Annotated in this window: 19 protein-coding genes and 2 pseudogenes; 8 read left to right on the forward strand and 13 right to left on the reverse strand. The window is 66.2% G+C overall.

The genetic code is table 11. From position 1 onward, the window contains the following. The first annotated feature begins 109 nt into the window (after nt 1–109). Both JCM7685_RS08205 and JCM7685_RS08210 read left to right on the forward strand, forming a co-directional pair. Entirely contained in the window at nt 110–727 is a 618-nt protein-coding gene (locus JCM7685_RS08205; RefSeq protein WP_074968896.1) for a uracil-DNA glycosylase family protein, read from the forward strand. Next, on the forward strand, nt 711–1,460 hold the full coding sequence (locus tag JCM7685_RS08210; protein ID WP_074968873.1) for an SseB family protein: 750 nt from the start codon (nt 711–713) through the stop codon (nt 1,458–1,460). Before JCM7685_RS08205 ends, JCM7685_RS08210 begins: the two co-directional genes overlap by 17 nt. A gap of 67 nt (nt 1,461–1,527) precedes the next feature. On the opposite strand, the gene JCM7685_RS08215 is transcribed toward JCM7685_RS08210, so the two are convergent. Further along, nucleotides 1,528–2,088 carry a YcbK family protein gene (locus tag JCM7685_RS08215; RefSeq protein ID WP_074968871.1) on the reverse strand — a complete coding sequence of 187 codons (561 nt, stop codon included), beginning with the start codon at nt 2,086–2,088 and terminating at the stop codon, nt 1,528–1,530. Between the two features lie 309 nt (nt 2,089–2,397). Between JCM7685_RS08215 and JCM7685_RS08220 the strand changes: the two genes are divergently transcribed. From JCM7685_RS08220 to JCM7685_RS08240, 5 genes are all read left to right on the forward strand, one after another. Continuing rightward, the gene (locus tag JCM7685_RS08220; RefSeq protein WP_231964602.1) at nt 2,398–4,032 is read left to right on the forward strand and encodes a L,D-transpeptidase family protein; all 1,635 of its coding nucleotides are present in this window, start codon (nt 2,398–2,400) and stop codon (nt 4,030–4,032) included. 29 nt (nt 4,033–4,061) lie between these two features. Beyond that, nucleotides 4,062–5,156, forward strand: coding sequence for a UDP-3-O-(3-hydroxymyristoyl)glucosamine N-acyltransferase (gene lpxD / locus JCM7685_RS08225; RefSeq protein ID WP_074968869.1), 1,095 nt, complete (start codon nt 4,062–4,064; stop codon nt 5,154–5,156). A 48-nt stretch (nt 5,157–5,204) separates the two neighbouring features. Continuing rightward, a complete protein-coding gene (locus tag JCM7685_RS08230) occupies nt 5,205–5,465 on the forward strand; it encodes an acyl carrier protein (RefSeq protein WP_074968867.1) in 261 nt (86 codons plus the stop codon). A 137-nt stretch (nt 5,466–5,602) separates the two neighbouring features. Beyond that, nucleotides 5,603–6,811 (forward strand): beta-ketoacyl-[acyl-carrier-protein] synthase family protein, encoded by a 1,209-nt coding sequence (locus JCM7685_RS08235; protein WP_074968892.1) that lies wholly within the window; start codon nt 5,603–5,605, stop codon nt 6,809–6,811. A gap of 150 nt (nt 6,812–6,961) precedes the next feature. Continuing rightward, nucleotides 6,962–7,285, forward strand: a complete 324-nt coding sequence (locus JCM7685_RS08240) for a 2Fe-2S iron-sulfur cluster-binding protein (RefSeq protein WP_074968865.1) — start codon at nt 6,962–6,964, stop codon at nt 7,283–7,285. 51 nt (nt 7,286–7,336) lie between these two features. Here the strand turns inward: JCM7685_RS08240 and JCM7685_RS08245 are convergent, their stop codons facing one another. The 5 genes from JCM7685_RS08245 to JCM7685_RS08265 all read right to left on the reverse strand — a co-directional run bounded on the left by JCM7685_RS08245 (nt 7,337) and on the right by JCM7685_RS08265 (nt 11,893). After that, complete coding sequence (locus JCM7685_RS08245) at nt 7,337–7,981, reverse strand: TetR/AcrR family transcriptional regulator (protein ID WP_074968863.1); 645 nt, start codon at nt 7,979–7,981, stop codon at nt 7,337–7,339. 81 nt (nt 7,982–8,062) lie between these two features. After that, nucleotides 8,063–9,883: a translational GTPase TypA gene (gene typA / locus JCM7685_RS08250; RefSeq protein ID WP_074968861.1), complete on the reverse strand. Its 1,821-nt coding sequence runs from the start codon at nt 9,881–9,883 to the stop codon at nt 8,063–8,065. A 253-nt stretch (nt 9,884–10,136) separates the two neighbouring features. Further along, nucleotides 10,137–10,565 (reverse strand): TIGR01244 family sulfur transferase, encoded by a 429-nt coding sequence (locus tag JCM7685_RS08255; RefSeq protein ID WP_074968860.1) that lies wholly within the window; start codon nt 10,563–10,565, stop codon nt 10,137–10,139. A 92-nt stretch (nt 10,566–10,657) separates the two neighbouring features. Continuing rightward, nucleotides 10,658–11,341 (reverse strand): phosphoglycolate phosphatase, encoded by a 684-nt coding sequence (gene gph, locus JCM7685_RS08260; RefSeq protein ID WP_074968858.1) that lies wholly within the window; start codon nt 11,339–11,341, stop codon nt 10,658–10,660. After that, nucleotides 11,342–11,893 carry a thioredoxin family protein gene (locus JCM7685_RS08265; protein ID WP_074968856.1) on the reverse strand — a complete coding sequence of 184 codons (552 nt, stop codon included), beginning with the start codon at nt 11,891–11,893 and terminating at the stop codon, nt 11,342–11,344. 953 nt (nt 11,894–12,846) lie between these two features. Between JCM7685_RS08265 and JCM7685_RS20620 the strand changes: the two are divergent. Beyond that, nucleotides 12,847–12,957, forward strand: a pseudogene (locus tag JCM7685_RS20620) (DUF6634 family protein); the annotation flags it as partial. Between the two features lie 481 nt (nt 12,958–13,438). Here JCM7685_RS20620 and JCM7685_RS20625 read toward each other — a convergent pair. From JCM7685_RS20625 to JCM7685_RS08310, 7 genes and pseudogenes are all read right to left on the reverse strand, one after another. After that, nucleotides 13,439–13,672 (reverse strand): UvrD-helicase domain-containing protein, encoded by a 234-nt coding sequence (locus JCM7685_RS20625; RefSeq protein WP_197701042.1) that lies wholly within the window; start codon nt 13,670–13,672, stop codon nt 13,439–13,441. A gap of 67 nt (nt 13,673–13,739) precedes the next feature. Further along, nucleotides 13,740–13,877, reverse strand: a pseudogene (locus tag JCM7685_RS20630) (hypothetical protein); the annotation flags it as partial. A 51-nt stretch (nt 13,878–13,928) separates the two neighbouring features. Then, complete coding sequence (locus JCM7685_RS20910; protein WP_197701043.1) at nt 13,929–14,141, reverse strand: hypothetical protein; 213 nt, start codon at nt 14,139–14,141, stop codon at nt 13,929–13,931. A 36-nt stretch (nt 14,142–14,177) separates the two neighbouring features. Then, the gene (locus JCM7685_RS08295; protein WP_100526059.1) at nt 14,178–14,921 is read right to left on the reverse strand and encodes an amino acid ABC transporter ATP-binding protein; all 744 of its coding nucleotides are present in this window, start codon (nt 14,919–14,921) and stop codon (nt 14,178–14,180) included. A gap of 16 nt (nt 14,922–14,937) precedes the next feature. Beyond that, nucleotides 14,938–15,969 carry a Gfo/Idh/MocA family protein gene (locus tag JCM7685_RS08300; protein ID WP_074968853.1) on the reverse strand — a complete coding sequence of 344 codons (1,032 nt, stop codon included), beginning with the start codon at nt 15,967–15,969 and terminating at the stop codon, nt 14,938–14,940. Further along, on the reverse strand, nt 15,966–16,415 hold the full coding sequence (aroQ, locus tag JCM7685_RS08305; protein ID WP_074968851.1) for a type II 3-dehydroquinate dehydratase: 450 nt from the start codon (nt 16,413–16,415) through the stop codon (nt 15,966–15,968). Before aroQ ends, JCM7685_RS08300 begins: the two co-directional genes overlap by 4 nt. Nucleotides 16,416–16,475: 60 nt before the next feature. Continuing rightward, nucleotides 16,476–17,312, reverse strand: coding sequence for a transporter substrate-binding domain-containing protein (locus tag JCM7685_RS08310; RefSeq protein ID WP_074968849.1), 837 nt, complete (start codon nt 17,310–17,312; stop codon nt 16,476–16,478). Between the last annotated feature and the right edge of the window lie 59 nt (nt 17,313–17,371).

Consider the following 17,371-nt stretch of genomic DNA (forward strand, 5'->3'; position numbering starts at 1 on the left):
CGGACCTTATGCGCAGCGGCCCGCCCTGTCCACCATGGCCGATGAATGCTTGATACATCGTGAAAGCCAACCCCTTTTTTATCGCGCATTGCGCGCATATCTGCGCGGCATGGCTTCCTCGTCCCAACTGGTCCGCGACATCGCCGCCTGCCGGCTGTGCGCCCCGCGTTTCGCGGCCACCGCGACTCGGCACGCGCCGCGCCCGGTGGTCTGGTTCCGACCCGGGGCGCGCATCCTGATCGTCGGCCAGGCGCCGGGCATGCGCGTGCACGAGGCCGGCCGGCCGTTTGCCGACCGCTCGGGCGACCGGCTGCGCGATTGGATGGGACTGTCCGAAGAGGTCTTCTACGACCGCAGCCGCATCGCCATCGTGCCGATGGCCTTCTGCTTTCCGGGCTATGACGCCAAGGGCTCGGACCTGCCGCCGCCGCCGCTGTGCGCCGTGACCTGGCGCGAACGGGTGATGGCGCTGCTGCGGCCGCGGCTGACGCTGCTGGTCGGCGGCCATGCGCAGCGCTGGCACCTGGGCGCGGCAGCGAAAGGCGGCGTCACCGCCACGGTGGCGGGCTGGCGCGATCATGCGCCGCGGATCTTTCCCTTGCCTCATCCGTCCTGGCGCAATACCGCTTGGCTGCGGCGCAATCCCTGGTTCGAGGCCGAGCTTCTGCCGGACCTGCGCGGCGCCGTGTCCGCTTTGCTGGGAGAGACCGATGACGCCCTTGGATGAGCTTTGCCAGGTGCCGTTCCACGAGGCGGAGGCGCCGGCGCGCGCGCGCATCCTGTCCCGCCTGGCCGATACCGAGCTTTTCGTCGCCTTGCTGGCCGAACCGGTTGCCGACAAGGCGGACCTGCGCCTTTTCGACCTGCCCGAGGGCCGTTTCGCGCTGGCCTGCGACCGCGAGGACCGGCTGGCGGGCTTCGTTGGCGGACCCGTCGCCCATCTCGCCCTGCCGGGCCGGGTCCTGGCCGCGGCGCTGGCAAAGGAAGGGCAGGGGCTGCTGGTCAATCCCGGCCATGCGTCGCAACTGATGCTGGATCCGGAGGTGCTGGCCTGGCTGGTCCGCGCACTTGAGGCCCGGCCCGGCATGGTGTCCGAGGCGGCACGGTGCCTGCATGCGCCGGAACACGGCGCGGTCGCGCTGCTGGCCGCGCCGCTGGCGCAGCGGTTGGGCGACATGTCCGGGTTGGTCGGGCGATCGGCGCTGGTCCTAGCCGAATGGGCCGACGGCCGCCGCGGTCACGCGCTGCTGCTCGACGGAGTCGATCCGGCGCATCAGCCCGCCATCGCCAAGGCCCTGGCCGAGCTGCTGGCCTTCCTGCCCGCGCTTCCGGGCGGCGTCGACATCGGCTTCGATGCGCCGAACCTGCCCGCTGGGGCGCTGGTGCTGGAGCCTCCGCCGCCGCCGGCCCCGCCCGCGCCAGTCCTGCGCGATCCCAAGGCGCCGCCGCGGCTGCGCTGAGCGCAAACGAAAACCCGCCCCAAGGGGCGGGTCTTTGCGTGATCATGAGATCGTGATCTGTCGCGAGTCAGGCGCCCCAATGGCGGACGGGGCCGCAGTCCATGTGGACGAAATTCGACCGCGAATATTTGCCGACACCGCCAGCCTGGCAAGCGGACGCCGCGCTGTACATCTGTCCGACCGAGCGCGATTTCAGGCGCAGGTCGGCCGCCTTGCCCACCATGTGCAGCGAGTTCCGGGCCACGCCCGAGGACCGCGAACGCAGCATGGCGTTGGTCTTGGGCGAGCGATAGCCCGACAGCATCATGTAGGGTTCGTTGGTCTGCAGCAGCCGGTGCGAGGCTGCGGCGATGTCGATGGTGCGCGGGTCGATCCCGATCACCTGGCCCGTGCGCCAGTCGCGCATGAACACGTTGATTTCATTCAGCGCGTCGCGGATATACTTGCCATCGACCCAATAGACGGTGTCGATGCTTTCACCCGTGCGCCCTGAATACATGCGGATGCGACGGATGTCGCCCGCACCCCGCATCAGTCCGAAGGCATTGGCCATAACCGGCGCGGCTGCCACTGTCGTCGCGGCGAAGACACCAAAGATGCCCCGACGCGAAATGGTCTCAAACGTCATGTCAGATCGCCTGTCCTGCTTCGTTGTGTCGCCGCCCATGATGGGGCGACCCGTCCCGGTTTAGCCGGAACTGCTTAAGAATATGTCACCGCCGCGCGAGCGGAGGGAAGCATTTGATTCCGCGCACGGCGAAGTTCCGCCATTCTCGGCGAGTTTCCGCCGATGCAGAAGCCGATTCGGAACCCGGCAAACGATTTTTGCGAGGGCGTGATCGGGCCGCATCAGTGATGCAAGAAAAAACGGTGCCCTGCTGGACCCCAAATGCCACGGATGCGAAGATTTCCGCCACCGGTCAAGGAAGATAAAAGAGTGTATGCCGCAAGACTGATTCGCGCCTTGGTTGTTTCCGGCCTCTTGGCCGCCATGCCTTGGCCTGCGGCCGCTCAGGCGCTGGAGGCGGTGCCGGTCGCGGCCCTGCCGGCGCCGCGGCTGTCCTTTTCCGAACCCGAGATGCAACTGGCGCGAAAGGTGGCCGCGCATCCGGCGCTGGCGGATTTCTATGGCACCAACGGGTTGCGGCCGATCTTTCTGGGCGCCGAGGGCGAGGCCCGGCGCGCGGCGCTGATCGAGGCGGTGGGGCAGGCGGGCTCGTACGGGCTGCCGGCGGCACGCTATCGGCAGGCGGCGCTGCGGGGGATGGACGGCACCGGTGCCGATTCCATCGACGAGGAACTGCAATTCGCCCGCGTCTTCGCCGATTGGAGCCACGACATCACCGGCGGCGTCCTGGATCCGCGCAAGGTCGAATCCGGCATCCGGCGCGAGGTGCAGCGCCCGCGCACCGGCGATCTGCTGCGCCGTTTCGCGGCCGCGGCCGATCCGGCGGCGGTGCTGGCGGACCTGCCTTCGCGCGATCCGCGCTATCAGGCGCTGCGCGACGCGCTCGCCCGGCAGGCGCGGTTCGTGGTTCCGGCGGACATGCCGCTGGTGACCGAGGGGCTGTGGCGCGAGGGCGCCAGCGATCCCGCCGTGGCCGCGTTGCGCCTGCGGCTGGCGACCATCGGCTTTGCGGCGGCGCCGACCGGCAGCCCGCTGCTTTTCGATGCACCCCTGGCGGAAGCGGTCGCGGGTTTCCAGCAGGCGGTGGGCCTGCCGGCCGACGGCGTCGCCGGCCCGCGCACCGTGGCGCGGCTTAACCGCGGCACCGGCCCCGAGGCCGACGCCATCCTGGTGGCGCTGGAGCGCATGCGCTGGATGAACGGCCACGACCTGAACGCCCGCCATGTCTGGGTCAACCTGCCCGAGTTCAACGCCCGCATCTATGACGGCGGCCGCGAAATCTTCGAGACCCGCGTCGTCATCGGCAAGGCCAACCAGGAATTCGAGACCCCCGAGTTCAGCGAGACCATGAAATACATGGTGGTGAACCCGCGCTGGAACGTGCCGCGCTCGATCACCGTCAAGGAATACCTGCCGCGGCTGCAGGCCAATCGCAACGCGGTCAGCCATCTGGACGTGGTCGACGGCGCCGGCAACGTGATCGCGCGCGACCGCATCGACTTCCGCAAGTATTCGGCCAAGACCTTCCCTTACCGGATGCGGCAGAAACCCAGCGACGACAATGCCCTGGGGCAGGTCAAGTTCATGTTCCCGAACCCCTGGAACATCTATCTGCACGACACCCCGACCAAGCACCTGTTCAACCAGTCGAGCCGCGCCTATTCGCATGGCTGCATCCGCATCGGCCGGCCCATCGACTTGGCGCATGAACTGCTGCGGCCGCAGGTCGCGAACCCCGATGCGGTGTTTTCCAAGGCGCTGGCCTCGGGGCGCGAGACCTATCTGAACCTGCGCCCGCCGGTGCCGGTGCATCTGGTCTATTTCACCGCCTTCCCCGACGAGACCGGGCAGATCCGGCGTTTCCCCGACATCTATGGCCGCGATGCGCTGGTCCATGCGGCGCTGGTCAAGGCCGGGCTGGATTCTGTCGCTCCGGGTGAATAGATACCTTCCCGAACGATGGGGGAAGCGACATGACCTTGACCATTGCCGAACTGGCCCGGGCCCTGGATGCCCGTCTGTGGGGCGACGGCAGTCTTGCCGTTACCGGCGCGGCCGAGGCGGGGCAGGCGGGTCCGGGGCAGATCGCGCTGGCGACCACGCCCGCCTATGCCGAGAAACTGGCGCCGGGCGGCATGGCGCTGCTGGCGGACGGCGCGGACCCCGAGGCACTGGGGCTGAAGGCCGCCATTCTGGTCGCACGGCCGCGCCTGGCCATGGCGGGGCTGACGCGCAGCTTCGATCCCGGCCCCGAGATCGCTCCGGGCATCCATCCGACCGCCGTCGTCGATCCCAGCGCCGAGATCGCCGAAGGCGCCGCCATCGGTCCCTTCGTGGTGATCGGCGCGCGGGTGCGGATCGGGGCGGGGGCGCGCATTGCCGCCCATGTCTCGATCGGGCGCGACACGGTGATCGGCCGGGACGCGCTGTTTCATCCCGGCGTGCGCATCGCCCATGGCGTGACCATCGGCGACCGGGTGATCCTGAATCCCGGCGTCTCGATCGGCGGCGACGGCTTCTCCTTCGTCACGCCCGAGAAATCCGGCGTCGAGGAAATCCGCCATACTCTGGGCGAGCGCGCCGAGATCCGCCAGCAGCACTGGACCCGCATCCATTCGCTGGGCGGCGTCGAGATCGGCGACGATGTCGAGGTCGGCGCCAATTCGACCATCGACCGCGGCACCATTCGCGCCACCCGCATCGGCCGGGGCACCAAGATCGACAACCTCGTGCAGATCGGCCACAATTGCGTCGTGGGCGAGGACAGCCTGCTCTGCGGGCTGGTCGGGGTCGCCGGTTCGGCCCGGATCGGCAACCGGGTGGTGCTGGGCGGGCAGGTCGGCGTTTCGGACAACATCTTCGTCGGCGACGACGTGATTGCCGGCGGTGCCACCAAGATCTTCACCAACGCGCCCGCCGGCCGGGTGCTGCTGGGCAGCCCGGCGGTCAAGATGGAGACCCATGTCGAGGCGCAGAAGAACATTCGCCGCCTGCCGCGGCTTTATGCGCAGGTGGCCGAGCTTCGCGAAACTGTTAAGAAACTGCTCGACAAGGACGGCGGGGCATAGCATTCCCCGCAGCGAGACCGCCCGCGCAAGGGCAGAACGGAGGCCGAGATGACAGAAGTCCGCGACCGCATCATCCAGATCGTCGCCGAACAGGCGATGCTGGATCCTTCGGAAGTGAAACTCGAGATGACGCCGCAAGAGATCGGCATCGACAGCCTGGGCCTGGTCGAGTCGATCTTCGCCATCGAGGAGGCTTTCGACATTTCGGTGCCCTTCAACGCCAACGAGCCGGAGAAGTCGGATTTCGACATCTCCAGCCTGGGCGCCATTGTCTCGGCCGTCGAGAAGCTGGTCGCTGAAAAGGCATGAACGCCAAGAAGCTGAAGGGCGAGAAGCCGCCCAAATCCGAACGCAAGCCCGGCAAGGTCAAGGGCAAGGTCAAATCCGCCACCAAGGCCGCGCGCACGATGCTGGGCCGGGTCATCATGGGCCGCCACGCCAACGGCATGCGCCGCGTCGCCATCACCGGCATGGGCACGATCAACGCGCTGGGGCGCGACGTGCCCGCGACCTTCGCGGCGATGCGCGAGGGGCGCTGCGGCATCGGCCCGTTGGCGTTCCGCGACGTCGAACGCCTAGCGATCAAGATCGGCGGCCAGGTCCGCGACTGGGAGCCGGAGACCTATTTCAACCGCCAGCAGATCGTCCTTTACGACAAGTTCACCCAGTTCACGCTGCTGGCCGCGCGCGAGGCGGTGGAACAGTCCGGCCTGGTCTTCGAGGGCGAGCTGGGCCTGCGCTCGGGCGTCGTTCTGGGCACCGCCGCCGGCGGCATGAACACCTGGGACGAGAATTACCGCACCGTCTATGAAGAGGGCAAGAACCGCGTCCATCCCTTCGTCGTGCCCAGGCTGATGAACAATGCGGCCTGTTCGCATCTGAGCATGGAATACGGGCTGCTGGGACCCAGTTTCACCGTGGCGACGGCCTGCGCCAGTTCCAACCATGCCATGGGCATGGCCTTCAACATGGTGCGCTCGGGCGCGGCCACGGTGATGCTGACCGGCGGGTCCGAGGCGATGCTGTGCTTTGGCGGCGTCAAGGCCTGGGAGGGCCTGCGCGTCATGTCCAAGGACGCCTGCCGGCCGTTCTCGGCCAACCGCAACGGCATGGTGCAGGGCGAGGGCGCCGGCGTCTTCGTCTTCGAGGACTGGGAGCACGCGGTCGCGCGCGGCGCCGACATCCTGGCCGAGGTGGTGGGGTTTTCCATGTCGGCCGATGCCCAGGACATTGTCATGCCCTCGGCTATCGGCGCCGAGCGGGCGATTACGGGGGCCATGCTGGATGCGCATATGCGGCCGGAAGAGGTCGGCTATATCAATGCCCATGGCACCGGCACGGCCGCGAACGACAAGACCGAATGCGCCGCCGTGGCCCATGCCTTCGGCCATCATGCCGACCGGCTGATGATCTCATCCACCAAGTCGATGCATGGGCACCTGATCGGGGGCACCGGGGCGGTCGAGCTTTTGGCCTGCATCATGGCGCTGCGCGAGGGGGTGATCGCGCCGACCATCGGCTATGAGGAGCCGGATCCGGAATGCGCGCTGGACGTGGTTCCGAACGAGGCGCGCGAGGCGCGGGTCGAGGCGGTGCTGTCGAACGCCTTCGCCTTCGGCGGGCTGAACGCGGTGATCGCGCTGCGCAAGGCCTGAGGCGGGGAGGGGGCGCTGCCCCCTTCGGCGCCTGCGCGCCTTACCCCCGGGATATTTTTCCACAAAAGAAGCCGGGAGCGCGGCGGGTCCGGGGCTTTTCAGCCGCGGCGCGATGGCCTATCTGCGAGGGTGAAGCGAAGGAAGGCACCCATGGCGAAGATTACCTATATCGAGCACAACGGCACCGCCCATGAGATCGACGTAAAGCCTGGCATGACCGTGATGGAAGGTGCGCGCGACAATGGCGTGCCCGGGATCGAGGCGGATTGCGGCGGCGCCTGCGCCTGTTCCACCTGCCATGTCTATGTGGCCACGGAATGGGTGGACCGGCTGCCGCCCAAGGACCCGATGGAGGAGGACATGCTGGATTTCGCCTGGCAGCCCGATCCCGAGCGTTCGCGCCTGACCTGCCAGATCAAGGTCACGCCGGAACTGGACGGGTTGGTGGTGAACCTGCCCGAGCGGCAGATCTGACGCCGCCGGCGTCAGACGTTTTCCCGAGCGGCAGATCTGACGCCGCCGGCGTCAGACGTTTTCCGGCAGTTTCCTGCCCCGCGGCGCGTTGGCGCGGACCATGTTGTCCATGAATTGCGAGAAGATGCTTTTCGCCAGATCGACGGTCGAGCGGGTCTCGCCGTCGAACCAGGGATCGGTCGAGCGGGTCAGGAAGATCATGTTGCCGCCCTTGACGATGCAATGCAGCATCATGGCGGCGACCTCGATGTCGGTGCTTTCGTCCAGGATGCCGAGGCGCTTGGCCTCGAGCAGTTTGCGATGGTAGAGATCGCGCATCGAGCTGGTATAGCGGTGCAGGGCGCTGTCGGGCTTGATCGGCCCGTTCAGCCCGGTGACCAGCAGCCGGAACAGCGGCGGGTTGCCCTCGGCCCAGGCGAGATAGCTGTCGGCGATGGCATGCAGCTGCGCGATGGGATCGGCGGCATTGGCCGCGATCGCGCCCTGGCGCAGGGCATCGTTGAGCAGCGTCACGGCGTGATAGATCAGTCCCTCGTGCAATTCCTCGACCGAACTGAACAAGGTGCGGATCTCATCCTCGGCCATGCCGATGTCTCTGGCGAATTCGCTCAGGTCCTGGGGCAGGTGCCCGGTCCGGTCCAGATACTCCTGGGCCGCGAAGATCAGGTTCTGGTACAGATTCCCTTGGATTTCCATCAGCCGCTCCTGACAGATCTTCAGGCTAACTTAGCAGACTTCCGCAATTGCGGAAGTCTGTAATCGTCGCGTCGCGCATGTTCAGCCATCGGCGCGCGACTGTCGCTTGCGTTCATGCGGATCGAGGTGGCGCTTGCGCAGGCGGATGCTTTTCGGCGTGACCTCGACCAGCTCGTCGTCGTCGATATAGGCGATGGCTTCTTCCAGCGACATGCGGACCGGCGGCGTCAGCCGCACCGCCTCGTCCGTGCCCGAGGCGCGCACGTTGGTCAGCTTCTTGCCCTTCAGCGGGTTCACTTCCAGGTCGTTGTCGCGCGAATGCTCGCCGATGATCATGCCCTGATAGACCTGTTCCTGCGCGCCGATGAACATCTTGCCGCGCTCTTCCAGGTTCCACAGCGCATAGGCCACGGAGACGCCGTCCTCCATCGAGATCAGCACGCCCTGGCGGCGGCCCTGGATCGGGCCCTTGTAGGGTGCCCAGCTGTGGAAGATGCGGTTCAGCACGCCGTTGCCGCGCGTGTCGGTCATGAATTCGCCCTGATAGCCGATCAGCCCGCGCGAGGGGACATGGGCGACGATGCGGGTCTTGCCGTGGCCGGCGGGTTTCATCTCGACCAGGTCGCCCTTGCGGGCGCCGGTCAGCTTGTCGATCACCGCGCCGGTATATTCGTCATCGACGTCGATGATGGCTTCCTCGATCGGCTCGTGACGCACGCCGTCGATGTCCTGGAAGATGACGCGCGGGCGCGAGATCGAGAGCTCGAAGCCTTCGCGGCGCATGTTCTCGATCAGCACGCCCATCTGCAATTCGCCGCGGCCCGAGACCACGAAGGCGTCGCCGCCGGGCGTATCCTCGACCTTGATGGCGACATTGGTCTCGGCCTCTTTCATCAACCGCTCGCGGATGACGCGGGACTGCACCTTGTTGCCGTCGCGGCCGGCCAGCGGGCTGTCGTTGATGCCGAAGGTGACGCTGATGGTCGGCGGATCGATGGGCTGGGCGGGCAGGGCGGTTTCCACATCCAGCGCGCAAAGCGTGTCGGCCACGGTCGCCTTGGACATGCCGGCGATGGTGACGATGTCGCCGGCGACGGCTTCGTCGATCGGGGCTTGGGTCAGGCCGCGAAAGGCTAGAACCTTCGAGATGCGGAACTGCTCGATGCGTTCGCCGTCGCGCGACAGCGCCTTGATCGTGTCGCCGGCCTTGGCGCGGCCGGCCTCGACGCGGCCGGTCAGGATGCGGCCGATGAACGGATCGGCGCCCAGCGTGGTAGCGAGCATCTGGAACGGCTCGTCTTGGCGGGCGACCTGTTTCGGCGGCTCGACATGGCGCAGAACCATGTCGAACAGCGCCGACATGTCCTGACGCGGACCATCCAGGGTCTCGTCGGCCCAGCCGCCGATGCCAGACGCGTAAAGATGCGGGAAATCGAGCTGTTCGTCACTGGCGCCGAGGTTGGCGAACAGGTCGAACACCTCGTTCAGCGCGTTGTCCGGGTCGGCGGCGGGCTTGTCGACCTTGTTCAGCACCACGATGGGCTTCAGCCCAAGCGCCAGGGCCTTGGAGGTCACGAACTTGGTCTGCGGCATGGGACCTTCGGCCGCATCGACCAGCAGGCAGACGCCGTCCACCATCGACAGGATGCGCTCGACCTCGCCGCCGAAATCGGCGTGGCCGGGGGTGTCGACGATGTTGATGCGGGAGCCTTTCCACTCGACCGAGGTGGCCTTGGCCAGGATGGTGATGCCGCGCTCGCGCTCGATGTCGTTGCTGTCCATCACCCGCTCGGCCACGGCCTGGTTCTCGCGGAAGCTGCCCGATTGCTTCAGCAGCTGGTCGACCAGCGTGGTCTTGCCGTGGTCGACGTGGGCGATGATCGCGATATTGCGGATGTCCATAGGGGGCCTTTATCAGAATTTGCGCCCCCGGTAGCGCAGAGGGGCGCAAAAGGCCAGCGCAATCGCGCAAGGTCAGCGCAGGCCCAGCATCCCCAGGATGAAGAGCACGACGACGACGAGGCCGACTAGGTAGATGATCGAGTTCACCGCATTTCCTCCGGTTGGTTTGCCGCTTGGTCTGCCGCCGTCACGCGGCCGGGCGATCTGCGGGTCAACACGGCCGGGCCGCCCGGGGTTCCGCGCGAGTTGCGCCTCAGTCCGCCTGCGCCGCCAGCGATTCGATCAGGGGTCGCACACCCGAAATGTCGTAGCCGGCCTTCGCCGCGGTGCCGATCAGGTCCGCCACTGGTTCCTTGCCCGCTTGCGCCAGGGCCCAGAGCACGGTCGAGCGGTTGCCCGAGCGGCAATAAGCCAGTTTCGGTCCGCTTGCGGCCAGGGCCTCGGCCTGCAGTGAGATCATCTCGGGCGTGATCCGGCCCGGGGTAAAGGGGTTGAAGACATAAGTCATGCCGGCGGCCTCGGCGGCGGCGCGCATGGCGGCGTCATCGGCCTCGGGGCCCACCTCATCGTCGGGACGGTTGTTGATCAGCACGCGAAAACCGGCTTCGGCGAGGGCAGGCAGGTCCTCGGGCAGGATCTGCGGCGCGACGGCCAGATCGGGGGTCAGTTGGCGCAGGTTCATGCGGATCTCCTTGGGGCTTCGCTGCGCCCGGCGGGCGGCGTGGCGACGATTCCTCCGGTTTCGTACGGCTGTCAAGCGCGGCTTCGCGGCGCTCAGCCCACCGCCGCCGCTTCTTCGACCAGCAGCGGCAGCCGGGCGAAATCGTCGAAGCTGGCGCGATGCAGCATCCGGTCGACCGGCAGCTTGCGATAGCCGCGGGTGTAGAGCAGGAAGGGAATGCCGGCATTGCGGGCGCATTCCTCGTCGAATTCGCTGTCGCCGACATAGAGGCCGCGCGGCGTCTCGGGGTCGGCGCCCAAGGCCAGGAAGGCGGCGCGCAGCGGTGCCGGGTCGGGCTTGCGCTGCGGCAGGGAATCGCCGCCGATCACCACGCCGAACAGGCCGGCGATGCCGAAATGCTCCAGTACCGCGCGCGTCGGCGCCATGGGTTTGTTGGTGCAAAGGCCCAGCGGATAGCCGCGGTCGGCGAGGATGCCCAAGGCCTCGACCGCATTGGGGTAAAGCCGGGTCAGGCCGGTCGCCTCGTGATAGCGGGTCATGAACGAGGCCACTAGGTCGCGATGCGCCTCGACCGGCAGCGCGGTCGCGCCGATCACGCGCCGCCACAGCAGATCGACGCCGCCGCCGATGAAGCCGCGCACCTGGTCCAGCGTCAGCGGCCGCACGCCGCGTAGCCGCAGCACCGCATTGACGCTGGCATGGATGTCCGGGGCGCTGTCGATCAGCGTGCCGTCAAGGTCGAAGACCACCGGACAGGGTGCAAAGCAGACGTTCATTCATGCTCTCCATTTGATCGAGCAGCCCATCGACGGAACCTGATCCCGCGGACCTTGGCCGGTTTCGGCGATCTGCACCATGGCCTCGAACAGGTCGCGCCGCGCATCCGGGGCGGCCGGGCTGCGGCCCGAGGCATCCAGCCGGCCGCGATACTGCAGTTCTCCGTCGGCATTGTAGCCGAAGAAATCCGGCGTGCATTCCGCGCCATAGGCCCGCGCGACCTGCTGGCTTTCGTCATAGAGATAAGGAAAACTGAAGCCGTGCCGCAGTGCCTCGGCCTTCATCTGCTCGGGCGCGTCCTGCGGATAGTCCTGGACGTCATTGGCCGAAATGGCGACGACTCCGATTCCCAGCGACTGCAGCTCGGCCGCGTCGCGCTGGATGCGATCAATCACGGCCTGGACATAGGGACAGTGGTTGCAGATGAACATGACCAGCGTGCCGCGCGGCCCGAGGATATCGGCCAGCCGCACAGGCTTGCCATCAGGATCGGGCAGCGTAAAATCCGGCATCTTCGCGCCGAAGTCGCAGACGGGAGGACGGACGGCCATGATATCTCCTTCCTGACGGTGCGCGACAGGTTTAGCATCCGAGCGGCAGTATGTCCAAAAGAGGCCGTGGTCGATCAGGCTGACAAGGTTTGCTTATTGATTACATAATCTCTATTATCACGAAAATTATCATTTTCGGTTGGAAGGAGTTGTCGAACAACTGAAATAATGGCCATTCGGGCCCCTTTTTGACCATTCTACAACCATTTAATGGCCACCGCCGGGGTCATTTCAGATTATATTGTTAAATTTCAATGATTTATGTGAATCCGGCAGGCCGAGGCTTGCGGTCACGAACCGTCGCTGAGGTCCCAAACCGCCCCGTTGACCGTCGTCCCGCAGCCCGGCATGGTTGCCACCATCCCATCCGGAGCGATGGAACGGCCCGAGGGTCAACGGATCTCCGGAGTTTCCTGACCACCACGTTTCCGCCGGAAAGCGCCGCTTTTCCGAACCGCGGAGCCGTGTCTCGAAGGCCGACGCGATGTCGCAACATGAAACCAGTCCTGCCCAAGCCGGCTCCGCGCAGAGCGAATTTCCGGTGCAAGACGCCCTGGCGCAATCACCGCCCTGCCCTGTCCGCATTCACGCCTACGCCCGCTGAGCCGAACGTCGAGGGCGGTGAGGCCGAGTTTCTGCTGCGCGGCCTGATCTTCCCCGGCGCCTGACCGCCATTCCCCCAACCCATCTTTCCCGGCCGGGTCTCCCTCGGCCGATGGCCCCCTCATGCCCGGAGTCATCCCATGTCTACCATCCCCTTCATAGAAGTCAGCTTCTTCAACACCGCCGAGGGCCGCATTGAACTCCAAACCTGCTTGATGCGGCATCTGCGCAAGCTGCGCTGCAAGAGGATCCCCCCGAACCTTCTGGCCCCGCCCGACGAGGCCCCCGACGAGGCCGACACGCCGCACCTCGCAGCTCATCGCGATCAATCCCGAGGCCGGCTGGCCCGGATGGCATCTCGCTGGTATCGGCTCGGGCAACCCATTGCTGCCCTTGAAGCGGAACTGGCGGAATCCCTGAACGGGAAGAAGGCCGAAGCCGAAGCCATCCGGTTCACCCTTCCCGGATTCATGAACGTGGACGACCCCGTGCTTCTGGCGCAGCTGCTGCGGCAGGACATTGGCAGCCGCCATGATCGTTTCGGCCAGTTCGTCATAACCGGCAGGTGTTTTCGTGCGGCTGTTCGAGGCGGTCAAACTGCGCAGCGATTGCCAGAGCGACCAGTCGCGGCCCAGCAATCCCGGATCGCGTTGCAAGCGCCGAAACGGCGCGAGATTCTTTTCAAGCGCATCGCGTGGCCCCTTGGCGGAAACCGTGGTCATACCGCCTTCGGGAAACCGGGCCAGCATTGCCGTCACTGCCTTTTCCAGCGCAAGGCGGGCGGCGGCGGGATCGTGCAGCGGCTTGCCATAGATTCCGCCCAGCCGCGCCAAAGCATGTGCGATCAGGCCGGGATCGCACCCTGCATAGCCGAACCGTTCGGGATCGGCCTTGATCGGGTCCAGCGCCTTCGCGTGGGCCAGTGCCTGCCGGATCAAAAGGTCACGCTCGGCATCGCCCAAATGGCGCGGCTGGGGCGAGGCACCTGCCGCCAGCGCATGTTCGGTCAGCAGCCGCAGCCCCAGTCGAGACATAGGCACGCCCTACCGCCATGGCCTCGGAGATCTGCCCCTCGGCCAGCAGCCCGGCCCGGATACGCTCGAGCAACTCGCTGGCGGCGGCCTCGGTTAAGGTCACGGCAAGGATCCGCTGGGGGCATCCCGTCGCCCTCGACACGGATCGGGCGAGCGATCATGTCGCGATAAAGCCCGGTCTGAAGATCCCATCCTGCCTCCATCCGTCTGCGCCGACCCGCGGTGCCGCTTTTCTTGTGATCGACCACAAGCAGGCTGCCGAAGGCCAGTTCCAGGATCGCGTCGGCCTTGCCATGCAGGCGGATGCCATGCGCCTCTCCGCGCAGCCAGATCTCGTTACCGATGATCTTCGCGCCAGATCCGAGGCCGGTCCGTTCTTCAGGAAGGCGGGAGGATCGTCACGCCGACGAAACCGTCATGCTCGGCGATGACGCGAAGCTGTCGTCCGTCTTGTTGCGCGGATGCGGCTTCAACCCGGAGGGAAGGCAATGCGAATAGCTGTCGTGCCAGCGGGGGCCGTTCTCGCCCGCATAGGCCGCAGCCCTGTCAGCGCCACGGCTGGCAACGGGATCGACGGCAATTTTCTCGTAACCAACCAGAGCGGTATTCAAGCCGCGGCGGTTTCGAACGGGTCATGGATCGTCCTTTCAGTGATGCGCCAGTATCTCGCCCAGGAAGGCGCGTGTGCGCTCGTGCCGCGGGTTGCTGAAGAACGCGTTCGGCTCGGCTTCCTCGATGATCTCGCCCTCGGCCATGAAGATCACCCGGTCCGCGACCTGGCGGGCGAAGCCCATCTCATGCGTGACGCAGATCATGGTCATGCCGTCCTGGGCCAGCCCGATCATGGTATCCAGCACCTCCTTGACCATCTCGGGGTCCAGTGCCGAGGTCGGCTCGTCGAACAGCATCGCCTTCGGCTCCATGCAGAGCGCGCGCGCGATGGCGACCCGCTGCTGCTGGCCGCCGGACAGTTGCGCGGGATACTTGTCCGCCTGGTTGCCGATGCGCACCCGGTCCAGGAACTTGCGTGCCGTGGCCTCGGCCGCCTCGCGCGACAGCTTGCGCACCCGCATCGGCGCCAGCATGCAGTTTTCCAGAACGGTCTTGTGCGGAAACAGGTTGAACTGTTGAAAGCACATCCCGACCTCGCGCCGGACCATGTCGACCGCCTGCTTGCTGTCGGTCAGCGCCGTGCCGTCGACCGTAATCCGCCCCGACTTGATGGTCTCAAGATGGTTGATGCAGCGGATCAGCGTCGATTTCCCGGACCCCGACGGTCCGCAAAGCACGATCTTTTCGCCGCGCCGGACTTTCAGGTTGATGTTCTTCAGCGCATGGAAACCGCCATACCATTTCTCGACGTTCTCCATGCGGATCAGGATGTCGTCCATCTGGGTTCCCCCCGGCTCAAAGAGTGATACGTCCGCCACCGGCGGCGGAACGCTTGACGGCCTCGATCACGCGCAGGGTCTCCAGCCCGTCCCGGCCCGAGACCAGCGGCGCCTCCTTGCCCCGGATCACCCGGGCGAACTGGCTGACCTGACGGGCCAACGGGTCCTCGTTCGGGATGCCGGGACGCGTCAGATCGAAGGGCGCATACCAACTGCGCTGCCCCTGCGCCGTGCGCAGGTCCAGTTCCGGCAGGGCAAGCGAGCCATGGGTGCCGCCGACCAGATAGCAATGCTCGTCCGCGCGCGGATAGGCCAGGTTCTCGCCGGTGGTCATCTCCCAGCTCCAGGGCGCGACGGTCGTGTCGCAGACCGAGGCGGTGGCCAGCGCGCCAGAAGCGAATTCCAGCAGGATCACGGCGGTCTCCTCGACCGCGTTGCCGCGGACGGCGTTGGATTCCCGCGCGGTGACTGCCGCGACCTCACCCAGAAGATAGCGCAGGTTGTCCACGTCGTGGATCAGGTTCAGGAAGACCGGACCGGCCCCCTTTTCGCGACGCCAGCCGATGTCGAAGTAATCGTCTGGCTTGAACAGCCAGAACATGGCATTGGCGACGACCGGCGTGCCGATGGCGCCCGAGTCGATGATCTCCTTGGCCTTCTGCATCAGCAGATTGTGGCGGCGATGATGCCCGGTCAGCAAGGCAACCCCCGCCGCATCCGCCGCAGCGACCAGCGTTTCGGCATCGGCGACATTGTCGCACAGCGGCTTTTCGACCAGCGCCGGGATGCCGGCGGCGATGCAATCCAGCCCGTTCCGCATATGCACCTGGTTCGGAGTCGCCACGATGACCCCCTCGAGACCCATGCCGATGGCCGCATCCAGGCTTTTCGCCCAGACCGTGCCATAATCCCGCGCGACGGCCTCGCCCGCCGGTGTCGGGTCGATGACGCAGGCCAGTTCGGCATCCGCAGACGCCTTGACATGCATGGCATGGCGCTTGCCGATCAGCCCCGCGCCCATGACGGCCAGACGGACGGGCCGGGTCATTTCGCGCCCCCGCTCAGCCGGCTGGCGACACGGCGCAGGCCCAGGCCGTAGCCTTCGGTGCCGCAGCCGGCGATGACGCCATCGGCGCGCAGCGAGACATAGGAGTGATGCCGGAAACTCTCGCGCTTATGGACGTTCGAGATATGCACCTCGATGACCGGGCCCTCGAATGTGTTCAGCGCGTCCAAGATTGCGACCGAAGTATGCGTGAAGGCTGCGGGGTTGATGACGATGCCGGCGCCGTTCTCGCGCGCCTCGTGCACCCAGTCGATGATCTGGCCTTCATGGTTGGATTGCAGGAACCGGATCGCGACGCCCAGTTCGGCGCCCAGGGCGGTGCAATCCGCCTCGACATCGGCCAGGGTGACATGGCCATAGATATGCGGCTGGCGCTTGCCCAGCAGGTTCAGGTTGGGGCCGTTCAGGATATAGACGGTCTTCGTCATCGCGCGTTTCTTTCGTGGGATTGTCCGGGCGGGACGGCCATACCGTCCCGCCTGCAGGCTTCAGTTCTGGATGGTGTAGGGAATGCCGTCCATTTCGGCCGGATACTGCGGCGGATCCATGTTCATCCACTTGTTGTAGATGGCCTTGTATTCCGGCGATTGCATGAACGCGTCGAGGAAGCTGTTGACCGTCTGGTTCCAGTCCTGCTCGCCCAGACGGGTGCCGACGCCGTTGTAATGTTCGACCAGGGGCAGCTGCACCTTGTAGCGACCCGGTGCCGCGTCTTCGAGCCGGTTGATGTAGAACTGGTTCGCGCCGACAGCTTCGACCTGGCCCGAAAGCAAGGCCTGGATCGTCGCCGCATCGTCGTCGAAGCGGCGGATCTGGGTCCCCGAGGGAGCCACGGCGGTCAGCGCCGTATCCTGCGAGGCGGCGCGGGGCACGCCGAAGACATGGCCCGCCAAGGCTTCCGGGGTGGACAGGTCCATATCGACCGGGCCGACCACCGACATCTGGTTCGCGGCATAGGGCTGCGAATACTGGATCGACTTGGCGCGCTCGGCCGTCATGCCCATGGTGGCAAACAGCACGTCGACCTTGTCGGTGGTCAGGGCCGGGATGCGGTTCGCCACCGCCAGCGGCACGAACTCGGCCTTGACCCCCAGATAATCCGCAAAGGCCTTGCCCATGTCCGAGTCATAGCCATCGGCCGCGCCGGACGAGTTGATGCAGCCCCAGGGACAGTTGTCGCCCTGGATGCCGATGCGGATCGTGCCCGAGGCCTTGGTGTCCTCGACCGAGCGGGCCTGGGCGTCCTGCACGAACAGCGCCGCAAGGGCGATGCCTGCGGCAAGACCCAGGCGGCGGGATATTCCGGATTTCAGATGACTAAACATGCGTTCCTCCTCGGTTGGTCTTTGTTATCCGCCACAGGTGCGCGTCCTCGGGGCACCGT

The sequence above is a fragment of the Paracoccus aminovorans genome, from assembly GCF_900005615.1.
GTDB classification, from domain to species: Bacteria; Pseudomonadota; Alphaproteobacteria; order Rhodobacterales; family Rhodobacteraceae; genus Paracoccus; species Paracoccus aminovorans.